This is a genomic window from Mycobacterium sp. NPDC003323, from assembly GCF_053589535.1.
The window spans coordinates 43,510-63,230 of sequence record NZ_JBSFSB010000005.1 but is presented as its reverse complement, the minus strand read 5'-3'; the positions used below and the strand labels follow the sequence as shown (position 1 = coordinate 63,230).

8 protein-coding genes are annotated in these 19,721 nt (G+C 70.1%); all 8 read left to right on the top strand.

From position 1 onward, the window contains the following. The first annotated feature begins 26 nt into the window (after nucleotides 1–26). Genes ACWDUN_RS14390 through ACWDUN_RS14355 form a run of 8 tightly spaced genes read left to right on the top strand, consistent with a single transcriptional unit; the run spans nucleotide 27 to nucleotide 19,712 of the window. On the top strand, nucleotides 27–3,500 hold the full coding sequence (locus ACWDUN_RS14390; protein ID WP_449929673.1) for a non-ribosomal peptide synthetase: 3,474 nt from the start codon (nucleotides 27–29) through the stop codon (nucleotides 3,498–3,500). Beyond that, entirely contained in the window at nucleotides 3,497–4,225 is a 729-nt protein-coding gene (locus tag ACWDUN_RS14385; RefSeq protein WP_449929671.1) for a thioesterase II family protein, read from the top strand. The genes ACWDUN_RS14390 and ACWDUN_RS14385 overlap by 4 nt, the downstream gene beginning before the upstream one ends. Further along, nucleotides 4,215–5,531: a beta-ketoacyl [acyl carrier protein] synthase domain-containing protein gene (locus tag ACWDUN_RS14380; RefSeq protein WP_449929669.1), complete on the top strand. Its 1,317-nt coding sequence runs from the start codon at nucleotides 4,215–4,217 to the stop codon at nucleotides 5,529–5,531. The genes ACWDUN_RS14385 and ACWDUN_RS14380 overlap by 11 nt, the downstream gene beginning before the upstream one ends. After that, a complete protein-coding gene (gene mbtD / locus ACWDUN_RS14375; protein ID WP_449929667.1) occupies nucleotides 5,531–8,449 on the top strand; it encodes a mycobactin polyketide synthase MbtD in 2,919 nt (972 codons plus the stop codon). Before ACWDUN_RS14380 ends, mbtD begins: the two co-directional genes overlap by 1 nt. After that, nucleotides 8,446–13,848, top strand: a complete 5,403-nt coding sequence (locus tag ACWDUN_RS14370; RefSeq protein ID WP_449929665.1) for an amino acid adenylation domain-containing protein — start codon at nucleotides 8,446–8,448, stop codon at nucleotides 13,846–13,848. The genes mbtD and ACWDUN_RS14370 overlap by 4 nt, the downstream gene beginning before the upstream one ends. Next, a complete protein-coding gene (locus ACWDUN_RS14365) occupies nucleotides 13,845–18,230 on the top strand; it encodes an amino acid adenylation domain-containing protein (RefSeq protein ID WP_449929663.1) in 4,386 nt (1,461 codons plus the stop codon). The genes ACWDUN_RS14370 and ACWDUN_RS14365 overlap by 4 nt, the downstream gene beginning before the upstream one ends. Continuing rightward, nucleotides 18,227–19,522, top strand: coding sequence for an NADPH-dependent L-lysine N(6)-monooxygenase MbtG (mbtG, locus tag ACWDUN_RS14360; RefSeq protein ID WP_449929661.1), 1,296 nt, complete (start codon nucleotides 18,227–18,229; stop codon nucleotides 19,520–19,522). Before ACWDUN_RS14365 ends, mbtG begins: the two co-directional genes overlap by 4 nt. After that, on the top strand, nucleotides 19,500–19,712 hold the full coding sequence (locus ACWDUN_RS14355; RefSeq protein ID WP_449929659.1) for an MbtH family protein: 213 nt from the start codon (nucleotides 19,500–19,502) through the stop codon (nucleotides 19,710–19,712). The genes mbtG and ACWDUN_RS14355 overlap by 23 nt, the downstream gene beginning before the upstream one ends. Nucleotides 19,713–19,721: the final 9 nt, after the last annotated feature.

Genomic DNA, 19,721 nt, shown 5'->3' with positions numbered 1-19,721 from the left:
CTGTACTAAATCTTCGGAGGAATAGCGTGGCCGTCGCTGCGACGACATCAGAAACCGTTCGGGCCGAGGTGGCCGAACTGCTCGGCGTCACCGCGGATGCGCTGGACCCGAACGCTGATCTCATCGCCTCCGGTCTCGACTCCATCCGGATGATGTCGCTGTCGGGTCGCTGGCGTAAGCAGGGCATCGAGGTCGGTTTCGCGGCACTGGCCGCCAACCCGACCGTGGCGGCCTGGCAGGAACTGGTCGCCGAGCACGCCCCCGCCGCGCCGGTCGTCGAATCGACCGCCTCGGCCGCCGAGGATCCCGACGCACCGTTCCCGCTGGCTCCCATCGCGCACGCGATGTGGGTGGGGCGGCACGGCGAGCAGGAACTCGGCGGTGTCGCGGCACATCTGTACGTCGAGTTCGACGGTGCCGGGGTGGATCCCGAACGCCTGCAGCGGGCCGCGACCAAACTCGTTGCGCGCCATCCGATGTTGCGTCAGGAGATCCTGCCCGACGGCACCCAGCGGATCGCCGAGCGCGGCCTGCCGGTCACCATCTTCGATCTGCGCGACGCCGCCGATGCCGAGGAGCAGCTGGAGCGGATCCGCGATGCCAAGTCACATCAGTTGTTGGACAACGAAGTTCTGCAGATATCACTGTCGCTGCTGGCAGACGGACGCACGCGTCTGCATGTCGACATGGACATGCAGGCCGCCGACGCCGTCAGCTACCGCAACTTCATGGCCGACCTCGCTGCGTTCTATCGTGGTGCCGATCTGCCCCCACTCGGCTACACCTACCGCGAGTACCGCAACCGGTTGACCTCCTCGACCCCGCCGCCGTCGGCGACCGACCGACAGTGGTGGGCCGAGCGGGTCCCGGAGCTGCCCGAACCTCCTGCGCTGCCGCTTGTTCCGCGCGATCAGCAGGCAAACCCGTTGCGCAACATCAGGTTGTGGCACATCTTCGATGTCGAGACCCGCGACGCGCTGTATGCCGCCGCGCACCGTCGGGGCATCACCCCGGCCATGGCCGTTGCCGCCGCCTACTCGAACGCGCTGGCCCGCTGGTCGACCGACTCGCGGTTCCTGCTGAACCTGCCGATGTTCGGTCGTGAGCCCTACCATCCCGACGTCGACAAACTGGTGGGCTGCTTCACGTCCTCGCTGATGCTCGATATCGACCTGACCGAGACCGCCACGCCGGCGGCCCGGGCGCGCGCCGTCCAGGAGGTGCTGCACCAGACCGCCGCGCACGCGTCGGTGACCGGTCTGGACGTGCTGCGCGATATGAGCCGCCATCGCGGCACCCAGACGCTGGCAACCATCGTGTACACCAGCGCTCTCGGCCTCGGCGACCTGTTCGCCGGTGACGTCACCGACCAGTTCGGTGAGCCGGTGTGGACCATCTCGCAGGGCCCGCAGGTGCTCATCGATGCGCAGGCCACCCCGCTGGTCAACGGTCTGATGATCAACTGGGATGTCCGCGTCGAGGCCTTCCCACCAGGTGTGCCGGAGGCGATGTTCGCCTACGAGGTGGCCGAACTCCAGCGGCTGGCCACCGATGATTCGGCCTGGGACACCCCCGATCCGCCGGCGCTGACGGCGCAGTCGCGTGCCGTCCGCGCCGCGGTCAATGCGACGACGGCGACGCCCAGCGGTGACAACCTGGTCGACGGGTTCTTCCGCCACGCCGCGGCCGAGCCCGACGCGATCGCGCTGATCGCCTCCGGCGGCACACTGACCTACGGCGAGCTCAGGGACCGGGTGCACGCCGTGGCCGGTGCGCTGCAAGCCCGTGGCGTCGGCCGCGGCGATATCGTCGCCGTGCTGGGACCCAAGGGTGCCGAACAGGTTCCGGCGCTGCTGGGCATTCTGGCCGCCGGTGCGGCGTACCTGCCGATCGGCGTCGATCAGCCCACCGACCGGGCCACCCGCATCCTGGACACCGCGGGCGTGAAGTTCGCGCTGATCTGCGGTACCGAAACGCCGGACGTTCTCGCCGCGGCCGGTGTGCCTTCCCTGCGCGTCGCCGAGGCGCAAAGTGAAGCAACGCCTTTCACCACGGTTGCCGGCACGCTCGACGACCTGGCCTACGTGCTGTTCACCTCGGGTTCCACCGGTGAGCCCAAGGGCGTGGAACTCACCCACGATGCGGTGATGAACACCCTGGAGTTCCTGTACCGGCACTTCGACATCGGCGCCGATGCCCGCGCGCTGGCCCTGTCGCACCTGGAATCGGACATGTCGGTGCCCGATGTGTTCGGCACGCTGCGCGTCGGCGGCGCCATCGTGATGGTCGATGAGGCGCACCGGCGCGATCCGGACACCTGGGCCCGCCTGATCGCCGAGCACAAGGTTTCGGTGGTGAACTTCCTGCCGGGCTGGCTGCAGATGCTGACCGAGGTCCCCGGCGACCTGTCCTCGTTGCGGGTGATCCTCACCGGTGGCGACTGGGTGCGCCCCGACCTGGTGCGGGCGCTGCGCGCGCGGGCCCCGCAGATGCGGTTCGCCGGTCTCGGCGGCGCCACCGAAACCGCGGTGCACGGGACGATCTTCGAGATCGGCCCCGACTTCGACCTGCCGGCGCACTGGCCGTCGGTGCCCTATGGTGTGCCGTTCACCAACAACGCGTGCCGGGTCGTCAGCCCGACCGGCGAGGACTGCCCGGACTGGGTGCCCGGCGAACTGTGGTTCTCCGGTCGCGGTATCGCCCGCGGTTACCGCGGACGCCCGGACCTGACCGCCGAGAAGTTCGTCGAACACGACGGGCGAACCTGGTACCGGACCGGTGATCTGGCGCGGTACTGGCCCGACGGCACCCTGGAGTTCATCGGTCGCACCGATCACCGGGTCAAGCTGTCCGGTTACCGCATCGAACTCGGCGAGGTCGAGGCCGCGCTGGCCCGCGTGTCGGGCGTGGGTGCCGCGGTGGCCGCGGTGATCAACGTCGACGGCTCCCGCGATGTGCTGGGCGCCTTGGTGCGCACCGAGGGCGCGGAGGTCGACGCCGACGCCGTCACGGCGGCGTTGGCCGATCTCGTGCCCGCGCACATGATCCCGCAGCTCATCGTCACGTGCGAGCGCATCCCGTTCACCCTCGGCGGCAAGATCGATCGCAAGGCCGTGGCGCTGCGCCTGGCCGAGGCCGAACTGCCCGCCGAACGCGGGTACCGCGCACCCGTGAACGCGCTGGAGACCGCGCTGGCCCGCATCATGGCAGATCTTTTGGGGCGCGACGGAATCGGCGTCGACGACGACTTCTTCGGTCTTGGCGGCGATTCGGTGATGGCAACCCAGGTGGTGGCCCATGTCCGGGACTGGCTGGACACCCCGACCATCATGGTTCCCGACGTCTTCGCCACCCGGACCGTCGCGGCGCTGGCCCAGCGACTGATCGAGCGCGAGACCGACGCCGGGCGTCTGGAGTTGGTGGCCGAGCTCTACCTGGAGGTCGCCGGCATGGACGAGGCCGCCGTCGAATCCGAGCTGCAGACCGCGGGTCCGTCGTGAGCCTGCAACCCTGGATCAAGCGTTACCCCGGAACGGATCCCGACGCCGCGGCCACGCTGGTGTTCCCGCACGCCGGCGGTGCGGCGCTGGCCTACCGCAACTTCGGCACCGCGCTGGCCGCCGCCGGCTCCGACGCCTACGTCATGCAGTACCCGCAGCGCGGTGACCGGCTGACCCAACCGGCGCCGCAGACCGTGGGGGAGTTGGCGGCCGACCTGTTCGACGCGGGCAACTGGGCCGATCTGGCTCCGTTGCGGCTCTTCGGGCACTGCATGGGCGCGGTGGTGGCGTTCGAGTTCGCCAGGGTCGCCGAGCGCCACGGCGTGCAGGTCGGTGCGCTGTGGGTGTCGGCCAGCGAGGCGCCGTCGACGGTGGCCGGCGCGCCGGACCTGCCGATGGCCGAGAGCGAGATCCTCGCGGAGATGGTGGATCTGGGTGGCACCGATCCCCAACTGCTCGCCGACGACGACTTCGTGGAATTGCTGCTGATGGCGGTGCGGGCCGATTACGCCGCGTTCAACCGCTATGCGTGCGGTGAGGACATCCGCATCGATGCCGACATCCACACCTTGGGTGGGGAACGCGATCACCGTATCGACGAGAAGATGTTGCGGCGCTGGGAAACCCACACCAGCGGTGCGTTCACGCTCTCGATGTTCGACGGCGGCCATTTCTACATCAACGACCACACCGCAGATGTGGCGGAGCTGGTCAATGCACTCTGAGGACGTCGATCCGGTCGTGATCGTCGGGATGGCACTGGAGGCGCCCGGCGGCGTCGACTCCGCCGACAGCTACTGGGATCTGCTGGCCGGCCGACGCGAGGCGCTCGGTCCCTTTCCCGATGACCGTGGCTGGTCCATCGCCGAACTGCTGGACGGTTCGCGCCGCGACGGTTTCAAGAAGATCCACGATCTCGGCGGATTCCTCACCGGCGCGGCGATGTTCGATCCGGCGTTCTTCGGCATCTCGCCGCGCGAGGCCACCGCGATGGACCCGCAGCAGCGGGTCGCACTTCGGTTGGCCTGGCGCGCATTCGAGCACAGCGGGATCAACCCCGACGATCTCGCCGGCCACGATGTCGGCTGCTACGTCGGTGCATCGGCGTTGGAGTACGGTCCGGAGCTGTCCGAGTATTCCGGCCACAGCGGCCATCTGATCACCGGCACATCGCTGGGTGTCATCTCCGGCCGGATCGCCTACACCCTGGATTTGGCCGGTCCGGCGCTGACGGTGGACACGTCCTGCTCCTCGGCGCTGGCGGCACTGCACACCGCCGTCGGGGCGATCCGCGCCGGCGACTGCGACATGGCACTGACCGGTGGGGTCTGCGTGATGGGCACCCCGGGCTACTTCGTCGAATTCTCAAAACAACACGCGCTGTCCGATGACGGCCACTGCCGGCCCTACAGCACGGCGGCCAGTGGCACCGTATGGGCCGAAGGCGCCGCGATGTTCGTCTTGCAGCGCCGGTCGGCGGCGCGGCGCGACGGCCGGCGCATCCTGGCCGAGGTGCTGGCCACCGGGGTCAACTCCGACGGCCGCACGGTCGGGCTGACCGCCCCCAGCGGGGCTGCGCAGCAACGTCTGTTCGCCCGCACGATGCAACGCGCCGGCGTGGTCCCCGAGGACATCGGCGTCATCGAAGGACACGGCACGGCAACCCGGCTCGGTGACCGCACCGAACTGCGGGCGTTGGCCACGACCTACGGCGCCACGCAGCGGCCCGGTACCGGCGCCCTGCTGGGATCGGTGAAGTCCAACATCGGGCACACCCAGGCCGCCGCAGGTGCGCTGGGGCTGGCCAAGGTCATCATCGCCGCGCAGCGCGGCGCGGTGCCCCCGAGCCTGCACATCGATCAGGCCAGTCGCGAGATCGATTGGGCCGCACAAGGCATACGGCCCGCGACCGAACTGACCGACTGGCCCGCCCGCACCGGCCGACGGCTGGCCGCGATATCGGCATTCGGCATGAGCGGTACCAACACCCACGCCATCGTGTCCGTCCCGGAGTCCGGGGAGGCCGCCTGATGACCGCACGATCACTGCCCGACAACCGGATTCCGGTGCTGCTGAGCGCGCACGCCGAGGACCTGATCGCTGCCGACGCCGCGACGATCGGCGACCATCTGCGCCGCCATCCGGCGGCCGGCGGTGTGACGCGGGTGGCCGCCACGCTGGCGCGCACCCGCCGGGTCCGCAAACATCGCGCGCTGATCCGGGCCGCCGATGCGGGCGAACTCACCGACGCGCTGCGGGCCGTGGCCGTCGGTGACGAACACCCGCTGGTCACCCGATGTGCCCCGAGCAGCGCCGCGCGCATCGCGTTCGTGTTCCCCGGTCAGGGCAGCCAGTGGCCGTCGATGGGCGTCGAAGCCTACGCCCAGTTACCCGTGTACGCCGCCGAGGTCGACCGCTGCGCCGCCGCTTTCGACGAGGCCGGATACGCCTCACCGCTGGCCTACCTGATGGCCGCACCGGACGCGCACACCAACGACTTCACCCAGGTGCAGATCCAAGGTGCACAGTTCGTGCACAGTGTCGCGCTGGCCCGGGTATGGCAGTCCCACGGCATCACCCCCGATATCACCGTCGGGCACAGCCTGGGAGAGATCGGCGCCGCCCATATCGCCGGTGCCATCGGCCTGTCCGACGCGGTCGCGATCGTGCACGCCCGCGCCACCCTGCTGGACCGGCTGACCGGTCCCTACCGGGTTGCCGTACTCGGTATGAGCCCGCAGCAGGCCCAGACCGAGATCGCGGCGACGCCGGGCTGGCTGGAACTTTCGGTGGTCAACTCGGGTTCGTCGGTCGCGGTGTCCGGCGACACCGAGGCGATCGCCGCGGTGGTGCGCCGAGTGGCCCGGGCCGGCGGGTTCGCCCGCGAGATCGAGATGTGGTTCCCCGCGCACACCACGAAACTCGATCCGTTGCGCGCCGAACTCGAAAACCTGCTCCCGCAAGGCACATTCGAGTCCGGCTCGGTGCAGTTCATCGGATCGGCGACCGCGCAGCCCGTGCCGGGCGGGACCGATTTCGCCGACTACTGGTACGCCAACCTGCGCAGTACCGTGCGGTTCGACCGGGCTGTCCGGGCCGCCGTGCAGGCCGGGGCGGAAACCTTCGTCGAGATGTCGGCGCACCCGGCGCTGCTGTACGCGATGGGCGATGTCCTCGACGATCTGCCGCAGACACCACTGGTGGTCGGCTCCGGCCGCCGCGACGAACCGCTCGTCGACCGGCTGTCGGCCAATATCGCCGCAGTGGCGGTCAGCGACCCGGCATATCGCTGGGCGGACTTCCTGGACGGCACCGAGAGGCTGCTGCCCGACTTCCCGTTCGCCCCGATGTTGTCCCAACACCATTGGGCCGCGCCCGATCCGCTGCCGGCGGTGCCCGGGTTGAAGGTGCAGTCCGAGACGTGGGAGCCGGTCACGGCGCACCCGGGCGCCGCCCGACGCGCCGCCGTCGTGGACCTCGGTGACGCCGCGGCGCTGGTGGACACCCTGCACGCGCACCTGCAGAGGGTCGACCCCGCCGAGGCCGACCTGTTGGTCGTCATCGCTCCGGCCACCGACCGGTTCGATGCGACCGACGCCGCCGCGGAACTGGCCGCCCGGATCGACACCGGGTTGCTGCGCTACGTCGATGCCCTCGGCGCACAGGCGCGCGAGGTCTGGCTGATCACCGTCGGTGGCGAGCAGGTGCGCGACGGCGAGCCCGGCCCGCTGCCCGCGCACGCCGCGCTGGCCGCGATGCACCGCAGCATCGGACTGGAGCATCCCGACCACGACTTCGGCCATCTGGATCTGCCGTCGTGGCAGCTCGACGACACGACCGCGGCCCTCGCGGTGGCGGCGCTGCAGGGCCCGGCCGCCGAACTCGCCGTGCGCGATACCGAAACCGGTCCGGTACTGCTGCGGCGCGGCACCCGCGACGCGGACGCCCGCGTCGCCGCGTGGTCCGCCGACATCCTCGACGAGGTCGTCGTGACGGGCGGATCGGGGGCCGTCGGTACCCATTTCGTCCGTCAGCTGGCTGCGCGTGGCGCCCGGCGCATCGTGCTCCTGGGCCGCGGTTCGGTGCAGGTCCCGCAGTTCGACGGTGTCGAGATCGTCGCTCCGCGCTGCGATATCACCGATCTGGCCGGGCTGATCGCCACCGCCGCCGAATTCGGCGGTAGGGGAGCGTCATTGGTCATTCACGCGGCGGCGACGGCCAGTATCACCGGCCACCGCGAACTGAGCGGGCAGGGTCTGGCCGACGCCGTGTCGGCCAAGGTCGGCGGTCTGGCCAACATGGCCAAGGCATGGCCGCTGCGGCCCGAGGCCCGGATGATCGTGTGCTCCTCGGTATCCGGGCTGTGGGGCGGAGCCGGACACGTCGCCTACGCGGCGGCCAACCGGCTGGCCGACGTACAGGCCGCCGTGCTGCGGGCCGAGGGCAGGCACTGCACCGCGGTTCGGTGGGGGCTGTGGCCGGGCGACGGCATCATCGACGCCGACGAGGTGACCCGCGTCCAACGTTCGGGTCTGCGTCCGCTGGACCCGGAACGGGCCGTCGAGGCCTGCCTGCGTGACCTGGCCGGGGACCCGCTGATCTTCACCGCGGACGCGGCACGGCTCGCGCAGTTCCTCGGCACCGCACCGGCGCAACCCGGCACCGCCACCGAGACCCCTGACACGTCACCGGCGGACCTGGACGCCGCCGGCGTGCTGCGGGTGGCGCTGGCAGCGGTGCTGAAGTCGCCCGACGACAGCGCACCGGAACCGTCGGCATCGCTGCTCGACCTCGGTGTCGACTCGCTGTTGGCGCTCGACCTCCGCAAGAAGCTCAAGAAGGCCACCGGCGCCAACGTGCCCCTGGCCCGCATCCTCGGCGGCGCGACCGTCGCCGAGGTCACCGAGCACATCGAACGAACAAGAAGAGAAGAAGGCACGCTTTCGTGACTGACACGACCACCACCACCCCGTCGCTGCGCTCGCCCCAGCCAGACGCCAACCCACGCCTGGAACTGATGCGGCGCAAGCTGGCCGAGCGCGGGCTGGCGGCCACCCTGGCCGAGCCCGTGGGGCAGACCGGTCTGTCCGACGGGCAGCGCCGGATGTGGTTCGTGCAGGCCTTCGATCCCACCGGCGTGCTGCTGAACATCAGTCTGTCCTACCGGCTCACCGGTGCTCTGGACGCCGAGCGTCTGCACACCGCGCTGCAGGCCGTCGCCCGCCGACACCCGTTGCTGCGCACCACTTATGCCGCCGACGAGAACGGTGAACCGCAGGAGACGGTGCACGAGGATCTGCAGCCGGCCTGGGCGTTCCACGACCTGTCGGCAATGTCCGAGCGGGCCCGCGGTCTGCGCCTGGAGGTGCTGGCCCAGCGCGAGTTCGGCACCGCCTTCGATCTGAGCGCCGATGCACCGTTGCGCATCACCCTGGTCCGGCTGACCGCCGATGAGCACATGATGCTGCTGGTCGCCCACCACATCGCCTGGGACGACGGCTGCTGGCGGATCTTCTTCGACGACCTGACCCGTGCCTACGGCGGCGCCGACCTCGGACCGACGCCGCCCGTACCGGTCGTGCCCGCCGATACCGGTGACGAGGAACTTGCGCACTGGCGGGCCGTGATGACGGATCCGCCGGAGCCGCTGGAACTCCCGGGACCGACCGGCTCGGCGGTGCCGACGACGTTCCGCTCCCAGCGCAGCACGCTGACCCTGGCGCCGGACACCGTAACCAGGGTGAGCGAACTGGCCCGCGACACCGGGTCCACCCCGTACATGGTGCTGCTGGCCGCCTTCGGCGCACTGATCCAGCGCTACACCCACACCGACGACTTCCTGGTCGCCACCCCGGTGCTCAACCGCGGTTCCGAGGACGCGCTGGGCTACTACGGCAATACCGTCGTCATGCGGTTGCGCCCGCAGGGCAGGCAGAGTTTCCGGGATCTGCTGCTGGCCACCCGGGACACCGCCCTGGGCGCGTTCGCCCACCAGCGGATCAACCTGGACCGCGTGGTGCGCGAGATCAACCCCGACCGGCGCCACGGCGCCGAGCGGATGACCCGGATCAGCTTCGGATTCCGCGAACCCGACGGCGGCGGTTTCCGCCCCGACGGCGTGCGGTGCGTGCGCGGCGAACTGCGCGGGCACGTCACGCAACTGCCGCTGGGTTTCATGGTCGAATGGGACGGGTCCGAGGACGGCGTGGTCACCGTCGAGGCCGAACATCTCACCGAGGTGCTCGGTGCCGATCTGGCCGGGCGCATGCTGAACTCCTTCGCCGTGCTGCTCGAGGGTGCGCTGGCCGAACCGGAGCGTCCGCTGGCGCGGCTGGACCTGCTGGCAGCCGAGGACGCCGAGTGGCTGCGCGCGGTGTCGACCGGCGAGCACTTCCAAACCCCGCCGCTGACGTTGACCGAGGCCGTCGAGAACCAGGTGGCGCAGACCCCGGACAACACGGCGGTGGTCTACGAGGGCCGGCATTACAGCTACCGCGAGCTCAACGAGATCTCGAACAGGTTGGCGCACTGGTTGATCCAGCAGGGTATCGGTGCCGAGGACCGGGTCGCGGTGCTGATGGACAAGTCACCGGAACTGGTGATCTGCGCGCTGGGCATCGTCAAGGCCGGCGCCATCTATCTGCCCGTCGACCCCAGCTATCCCGAGGACCGGCTCAACTACATCCTGGCCGACTCCGATCCCAAGGTCGTCCTGCGCGCACTGCCCGGCGATCTGGACGCGCACCGCGCCGACAACCCCACCGACGCCGACCGGGTGCGTCCGCTGCGCCCCGAGAACACCGCGTATCTGATCTACACCTCCGGCTCGACCGGTCTGCCCAAGGGCGTCCCGGTACCGCATCGGCCGGTGGCGGAGTACTTCGCCTGGTTCGGTGACGAGTATCAGGTCACCGAGGCCGACCGGCTGCTGCAGGTGGCCTCGCAGGGCTTCGACGTGTCGATCGGCGAGATCTTCGGCATGCTGGCCGCCGGTGCGCGACTGATCATCCCGAAACCCGACGGGCTCACCGATATCGGCTATCTGACCGATCTGCTGCGCACCGAGGGTGTCACCTCGATGCACTTCGTGCCGTCGCTGCTCGGACTGTTCCTGTCCCTGCCCGGGGTCAACGAATGGCGCACGCTGCAACGCGTCCCGATCGGCGGGGAGGCCCTGCCCGGCGAGGTCGCCGACAAGTTCCACGCCATGTTCGACTCGCTGCTGCACAACTTCTACGGGCCCACCGAGACGGTGATCAACTGCTCGCGGTACAAGGTCGAGGGCAAGCAGGGTTCGCGCATCGTGCCGATCGGCACCCCGAAGATCAACACCACCATCCATCTGCTCGACGATTACCTGCAGCCCGTCCCGGTCGGGGTGATCGGCGAGATCTACATCGGTGGAACGCATATCGCGCACGGCTACCACCGGCGCTGGGGTCTGACCGCCGAGCGTTTCGTCGCCGACCCCTTCAACCCGGGCGGGCGGATGTACCGCTCCGGTGACCTGGCCCGCCGAAACACCGACGGGGACATCGAATTCGTCGGTCGCGCCGACGAGCAGGTCAAGATCCGTGGCTTCCGTATCGAACTCGGCGAGGTGGCGGCCGCCATCTCGGTCGACCCGTCCGTCGGTCAGGCCGTCGTCGTGGCCGGTGATGTGCCCGGGCTCGGCAAGTCGCTGGTGGCGTATGTGACCCCGGCCGCCGACGGCAGCGCCGTGGAGATCGACCGCATCCGCGCCCGCGTCGCCGCCGCGCTGCCGGAGTACATGATCCCGGCCGCCTATGTCGAGATCGACGAGATCCCGATCACCGCGCACGGCAAGATCGACCGCAAGGCGCTGCCGGAACCCGAGATCTCGGTCGCCACCGAGTATCGCGAATCCGAAACCGACACCGAACGGCAGATCGCCGCGCTGTTCGGCGAGCTGCTCGGTCGTGACCGGGTGGGCGCCGACGATTCGTTCTTCGAACTCGGCGGGCACTCGCTGCTGGCCACCAAGCTGGTTGCCGCGGTCCGCTCACAGTGCCGGGTCGACATCGGTGTGCAGGAGATCTTCGAACTGGCCACCGTGACCGGTATCGCCGGGCATATCGACGCCATCGCCGCCGCCGGCGGCCGGTCCGACCGCCCGGCCATGGCGGTGATCGACCGCGACGGTCCGCTGCAGATGTCGGCCGCCCAGCTGCGTCAGTGGTTCCAGTTCCGCATCGACGGTCCGAACCCGGTGAACAACATCCCGTTCGCGGCGCGCCTGACCGGTCCCAACGACCCGGCCGCGTTCGTCGCCGCCGTCAACGATGTGGTGGCCCGGCACGAGATCCTGCGCACCACCTACCGCGAGATCGACGGTGCGCCATACCAGATCATCAACCCGGTCGCCGATGTCCCGGTGCGCCGGGCCCGCGGCGACGGTGAACAGTGGCTGCAGGCCGAGCTGACCGCCGAGCGCCGATACTGTTTCGACCTGGAGAACGACCGCCCGATCCGGGCCGCCGTGCTGAGCACGCCGGACAGTCACGTGCTGTCCCTGGTGGTGCACCACATCGCGGCCGACCACTGGTCGGCCGGGGTGCTGTTCACCGATGTCCTGACCGCCTACCGGGCCCGTTGCGCCGGAAAGGCACCGGAATTCGAGCCGCTGCCGGTGCAGTACGCCGACTACGCCGCCTGGCAGGCCCAACTGCTCGGCGGGCAGACCCCGAGCATCGAGGCGCAGCGCGACTACTGGGTGTCCCAGCTGTCCGGGCTACCCGAGGAGAACGGGCTGCGCCCGGACTTCCCGCGCCCGCCGGTGCCCGACGGCGAGGGCGACGCGCTGCCGTTCCGCATCGACACCGACACCAGGGCACGGCTGGCCGAGCTCACCCGCGAACTGGGCATCACCGAATTCATGCTGCTGCAGGCCGCCGTCGCGGTCGCGTTGCACAAGGCCGGTGAGGGCACCGACATCCCGCTGGGCACCCCGGTGGCCGGACGCACCGAACCCGAACTGGACGGCCTGATCGGGTTCTTCATCAACATCCTGGTGCTGCGCAACAACCTCGACGGCAACCCGACGGTGCGCGAGGTGTTGCGCCGCGCCCGCGAGATGGCACTCGGCGCCTACGCCCATCAGGATCTGCCGTTCGACCGGGTCGTCGAGGCGGTCGCCCCGGTGCGGTCGCTGTCGCGCAATCCGCTGTTCGGTGTCGTCGTGCACGTGCGCGAGGAACTGCCGGCCGACCGCGTCATCGACTCCGGACCGGACGGGGAAACCCGTTTCACCGCAATGGAACCCACCTTCGATGTCGCGCACGCCGACCTGTCGCTGAACTTCTTCGCCGAAACCGCCGCCGACGGCACGCCCGCCGGCTATCAGGGCACGGTCATCTACCGCACCGAGTTGTACCGGCCCGATACCGCGCAGCGGTTGGTCGACTGGCTGGGCCGGGTCATCGAGGCGTTCGCCGCCGATCCCGATCGCACGCTGCGCGATATCACCATCGACGGCGGGGAGCAGACGGCCGCATTCGGCCACAGCGTCGCACCGGCGACCGGGCTGCCGCAGACCGCCGGTGCAGACCGGGTCTACGTGCTCGACGAGTGGCTGACCCCGGTGCCCGTCGGCGTCACCGGCGATGTCCACTACGCCGGCGGCGGTATCGACGCCGCCGCCGAAAAGGCGCCGGCCGCAGCGGCGTTCCGGTACCCGGCGAACCCGTTCGACGAAGGCACACACCTGTACCGCACCGGTGACCGGGCGCGCTGGACGCCTGAGGGCACGCTCGATCACGTCGAGCGTGGTGACCTGCAGGTGCAGGCCGACCTGGAGAAGCTGCCCGGGGTGGCCGCCGCGGCCACCCGATACTGGGAAACCCGTAGCGGCACCGTGCTGGGCGGCTATCTGGTGCTCACGGGCGCCGAGCCGCCCGTCATGCCCGAACATCTTGCGTCCCTGCCGATCACCGTGCTGGACAGGCTCGACGATGCACTGCCGCGACCGGTCGTCACCACCACCGCGCCGAGTGAGCCGGCCCGCACCGACACCGAACGTGCGCTCGCGGCGATGCTGACCGACCTGCTGGCGGTGACCGAGTTCGGCCGCAACGAGGACTTCTTCACCGTCGGCGGGGACAGCATCCTGGCCGTGCAGTTGGCGGCGCGGGCCCGCGACGCGGGGGTGCCGCTGACCGCCCGGATGGTGTTCGAACACCCGGTGCTGGCCGAACTGGCCGCCGCCGTCGACGCCAAGGCGGGTCAGGCTGTCGCGGCCGATACCCACCATGCGCCGATGGCGGCCTCGGGCCTGTCCCCGGACGAGTTGGCGGCGCTGACCGCCGGATGGGGCAGCGACCAGAAATGAGCCAGACTCCGGCCATCCTCGATGTGATGGCACTCAGCCCCCTGCAGCAGGGGCTGTACTCGCTGGCCGGTCTGACCGACAGCGAGGCCGGAGCCGACCCGTATTTCATCGCGATGGCCGCCGACGTGCACGGCGGCCTGGATGTGGAACTGCTGCGCTCCTGTGCCGAGGCGATGCTGCACCGGCACCCCAACGTCCGGGTCAGCTTCTTCCAGGGCAACCTGAGCCGGCCCGTGGCCGTCGTTCCCGCCGAGTTCGAACTGCCCTGGCAGCACGTGCGAGTCGCCGACGACGAGGAAGCCGCCGAACTGGAGGCCCAGGCACGCAGCCGACCCTTCGACCTCGCGCACGGACCGGCCATCCGGTTCGTGTTGGCCCAACTTCCCGGTGACCGTTGGCGTCTGGTGGTCGTCGCGCACCACATCGTGATCGACGGCTGGTCGCTGCCGGTGTTCGTCAGCGAACTCATCGCGTTGTACGGCGCAGGCGGAAACGATGCGGTGTTGCCCGCCGCGCCTAGGCCCTACCGCGACTACATCGGCTGGCTGGCCGCCCGTGACCCGGACCAGAGCCGGCAGCGGTGGCGGATCCATCTGGACGGCCTGGACGGGCCGACGATGTTGACCCCGGCGCTGTCCGGGGAGGCCGTTGCCGGACTCCCGGCGCGTATCGAGGCCGACCTCGACGAGAGCGCCACCATCGAGCTTTTCGACGCCGCCCGCACCCGCGGTGTCACCGTCAGCACCCTTTTCCAGATGGCTTGGGCGACAATCCTGTCCGCGTTCACCGATCGCGACGACGTGGTGTTCGGCGTCACCGTTTCCGGGCGCCCGGATGAGCTGTCCGGTGTCGAGACGATGGTCGGCCTGTTCATCAACACCGTGCCGCTGCGGATCCGGCTCAAGGCCGCCGACCGGGTCGGCGTGCAATGCCTGGCCGTGCAGCGCGAGGCGGCCGAACTGCGCGACCACAGCCATCTCAGCCATTCCGAGATGCGGGCCGCCGGCGGGATCGGGGAGTTGTACGACACGCTGCTGGTGTACGAGAACTTTCCGCCCGGCGGACTGGTCGGCAGCGGCGAATTCGATCTGGGCGGCGCGGTGATCCGACCGGCGGCGCTGGAAAGCCTGTCGCATTTCCCGGTCACCATCGCCGCGCACCCCACCCACGGCCGCCTGACGGTGCTGGTCGAAACTCTGACCGGCGCACTGGGTCTACTGGACCCGGCGACCCTGGCGCACCGGGTGCTGACGGTCGTGCAGCGGCTGCTGGCCGGCTGGGACAGGCCGCTGCGGGATATCGCGGTCACCCTCGACGGCGAGGTACGACCGGTGACGGCACCCGAACCGGTGTTGGCCGGCGGCGGATTCCACACCGCGGTTGCCGCCGTCGCCGCGCAACGCCCCGACGCCCCCGCGCTCAGCTGGGACGGCGGCACCCTGACCTACCGCGAATTCGACGCGGCCGCCGACCGCGTGGCCGCCGAACTGCAACGCCGCGGAGTCCGCGACGAGATCCCGGTGCCGATCCTGCTGCGTCGCGGACCGGACTACGTGGTCGCGATGCTCGCGGTGCTCAAGGCCGGCGGGATGATCGTGCCGCTGGATCCCGGCATGCCCGACGAGCGCGTGACCGAGATCGTCGGGCAGACCGGCGCCGCGCTGATCCTCGACGACACCGTGCTGGCGGCAGCCGCTGACAGCGGCGCGGATCACCGACCCGCACCGGTCCGGCCCGGCCAGGGCGCCTACGTCGTGTTCACCTCGGGCACCACCGGAAAACCCAAGGGCGTCATCGGAACCCATCAGGCGCTGCTGGCGTACGGAGCCGATCACACGCGGCAGGTGCTGCGGCCCGCGCAACAGCGGCTCGGGCGCGACCTGCGCATCGCGCACGCCTGGTCGTTCACCTTCGACGCCGCCTGGCAGCCGCTGGTGGCCTTGCTGGCCGGGCACAGCGTGCACATCATCAGCGACACCGTGCAGCGCGATGCCGAGGCGCTGGTCGCCGAGATCGGTCGGTTCGGCCTCGACATGATCGACACCACCCCGTCGATGTTCAGTCAGCTGCGGGCCGCGGGCCTGTTGTCGACGGTGCCGCTGGCGGTGCTGGCCCTGGGCGGCGAGAACATCGACACCGCGGCCTGGCAGGGCATCCGCACCGAGTGCGAGCGCACCGGCATGCGCGCGCACAACTGTTACGGGCCCACCGAAACGACCGTGGAGGCCGTCGTAGCGGCCATCGCCACGCACCCCCAACCCTGTATCGGCGAGCCGACCGGGCCAACCCGCGCCCACGTGCTGGACTCCTGGCTGCGCCCGGTTCCCGACGGCGTCGCCGGCGAGCTGTACCTGACCGGCGGGCAGCTGACCCGCGGCTACCTGGGCCGGCCGGGGGAGACCTCGGCGCGGTTCATCGCCGACCCGGCGGATCCCGGAGCGCGGATGTACCGCACCGGTGACGTGGTGCGCCGGCTGCCGGGATCCGGTGCGCTGCAATACCTCGGCCGCAGCGATGATCAGGTGAAGATCCGCGGATTCCGGGTGGAGCCCGGCGAGGTTGCCGCGGCGCTCTACCGTCACCCCGATGTGCGCCACGCCCACGTGGCGGTGCGTCGTCACCGCAGCGGCCCGCGGCTGACGGCGTATGTCGTCGGCGCCGTCCCGACATCGGAGCTGCGTCGCATGCTCACCGCAACGCTGCCCAGATACCTGGTACCGCATCACATCATCTCCGTCGACGCGATCCCGCTGACCTCACACGGCAAGGTCGACGACAAGGCGCTGGCCGCACTGGATGCCGGGCGCGGTGTCGATGCCGCGACGGAGTTCGCCGCGCCGAGCACCGAGACCGAGATCGCCATCGCCGAGGTGCTCGGTGAACTGCTGGACACCCGCGATGTCGACGTCAACGCCGACTTCCTGGATCTCGGACTGGACAGCATCGTCGCGCTTTCGGTGGTGCAGGCCGTGCGCCGGCGCGGAATCTCGTTGCGGGCCAGGCTGATGCTGGAATGCGCCACCGTGCGTGAGTTGGCCACCGCGATAGACACCGACGTGGCCGCCGAACCGGTCGACGTCGACGACACCGGTCCGATCCCGCTGCTACCGGCGGCGCATTGGCTGCTGGCGCACGGGGACGCGCGCCGGCTGGCCCAGACCGAGGCGATCCGGCTGCCCGCCGATGTCACCCGCGAACGGCTGGAACTGCTGCTGGACAACGTGATCGACGGCCACGAGGTGCTGCGCAGCCGGCTGGACCGGCCCACCATGAGTTTGGTGGAGCATGCCCGCGCCGATCCGGTGCTCACCGAGGCGACGGTGACCGGGGACCTGGCCGCCGCGGTCGCCGCGCACACCGACGCGTCGATCCAGCGACTGGATCCCGAGCGCGGCGCGATGTTGGAGGCGGTATGGCTGCACCACGACAGTGGCGCGCAGGTGCTGGTGCTGACCGCGCATGTGTTGGCGATGGACCCGGCATCCTGGCAGATCGTGCTGGGTGAGCTCGAAACCGGTTGGCACGCCTTGGCCGCGGGCCACAATCCGGCGCCGGTGCGCGAGCACACCTCGCTGCGGCAGTGGTCCCGACTGCTCGCCGAACGCGCGTTGAAGCTGGACAGCTGCGAGTACTGGGAGTCGGTGCTCGACGGGCCCGATCCCGATCTCGGCGCCCGCCGGGTGCAACTGGACACCGACCGGGCCGCCGACGTCGTCGTCTCGCTGGCGTTCGTCGGGCGTGCGGTGACCGCGCAGGTAGTGGCCGCGCCCGTCGGGGTGCCCGAGGTGCTGGCGGCCGCGACCGCCCGCACCATCACCGCGTGGCGACGCAGCCGCGGGCAGGACACCCCGACCCCGCTGCTGGCCATGGAGACCTACGGGCGCGCCGATGCCGTCGTGTCCGCCGGATTGGCCGACGATTCGCGCCAGATCGACACCGGCGACACCGTCGGGCTGCTCAGCGCCATCTATCCGGTGCGGCTGGACGGGTCCGATGCCCGCTCGGTGGCCGCGACGCTGGACGCGATTCCCGGTGACGGTATCGACTACGCCCTGCTGCGCTATCTGCGCGCCGACACCGCCGAACGGCTCGGGGCGCATCGTGACCCGCAGATCCTGCTGAACTACCTGGGCCGGCTGCGCCAGGTCCCCGGCCGGTCCGCGCTCACGGTGGACCGCTCGCTGCTGGACCAGGTGTCCCGGATACCCGAGCCCAACCTCGCTGTACGGCACGAGATCACACTCAACGTGCTGATGGTCGAGAAGGACGGTGCACCGGTGCTGGGCACGCAGTGGCGCACCGTGGCCGACATTCTTTCTGCCGATGACGTCGCCACCTTGCAGGCGCTGTGGCAGGACGCTCTACGAGAGGTGATTTCATGACAACGACACTTGCCGTCATCGGCGCCGGGGTGAAGGCCATCGCGGTCGCGGCCAAGGCCGCCGAACTGCGCGCGATGGGCGTGCCCGCACCGGATGTGGTCGCGATCGAGCGCACCGCGGTGGCCGCCAACTGGCAGGCCGCCGGGGGATGGACCGACGGCCAGCACCGGCTGGGCACCGGTCCGGAGAAGGACATCGGCTTCCCGTACCAGTCCGCGCTGGTGGCGCGGCGCAACGCCGAACTCGACGAGCGGATGATGCGGCACAGTTGGCAGTCCTATCTGGTGTCCACCGGACAGTTCGCCGAGTGGATCGATCGGGGCAGGCCCGCCCCGACGCACAAGCGCTGGAGCCAGTACCTGAAGTGGGTGGCCGACAACACCGGCATGACGGTGCGCACCGGCGAGGTCTCCGAGATCGGGCTGCAGTACACCGATGACGGCACCCGCTGGGAACTCGGCACCCATGAGGGTCCGGTGCACGCCGACGCACTGATGATCACCGGGCCCGGGCAGGCCGAACGCTCGATCCTGCCCGGTAACCCGCGGGTGCTCTCGATCGCCCAGTTCTGGCACCGCGCCGCGCAGCACGAACTGATCGCCGCCGAGCGGGTCGCCGTCATCGGTGGCGGCGAGACGGCCGGCACCATGCTCGATGAGTTGTTCCGGCACCGGGTTTCGACCATCACGGTGATCTCGCCGCAGGTCACCCTGTTCACCCGCGGCGAGGGATTCTTCGAGAACTCGCTGTACTCCGACCCGATCCACTGGGCGGGCCTGACGCTGGATGAGAAGCGCGATGCCATGAACCGCACCGACCGCGGGGTGTTCTCGGTGCGCGTGCAGGACGGCCTGCTGGCCGATGACCGGATCCGGCACCTGCGCGGCCGGGTGGCCCATGCGGTGGCCCGCGACGAGCGCATCCGGCTGACCCTGCAGACCGAGCGGGGCGGCGAGCGGTTGGAGACGGTGCACGGTTTCGACCTGGTGATCGACGGATCCGGCGCCAATGCCATGTGGTTCGTGCCGTTGCTGCGCCAGGAGGCGCTCGACGTGCTGGAATTGGGGCTGGGCGGACCGCTGACCGCCAACAGCATCCAGGAGTCGATCGGCTACGACCTGTCGGTCAACGATGTCGATCCCAAGCTGTTCCTGCCGGGCCTGGCCGGGCTGACCCAGGGCCCCGGCTTCCCCAACCTGAGCTGCCTGGGCCGGCTGTCCGACCGGGTACTGGGCTCCGATATTTTCGCCACCACCGGAAAGAGGATCGATGAGCAACAACCCGTTCGATGACGAGGACGGCGTCTTCTACGTCCTGATCAACGACGAGGAGCAGTACAGCCTCTGGCCGACGTTCGCCGAGGTGCCGCAGGGTTGGCGCGTCGTGTTCGGTGAGAGCACCCGCGCCGACTGCCTGGCCTACGTCGAGGAGACCTGGGCGGATCTGCGGCCCAAGAGCCTGCGCGACGCGATGTCCTCCTGATATCCCTCG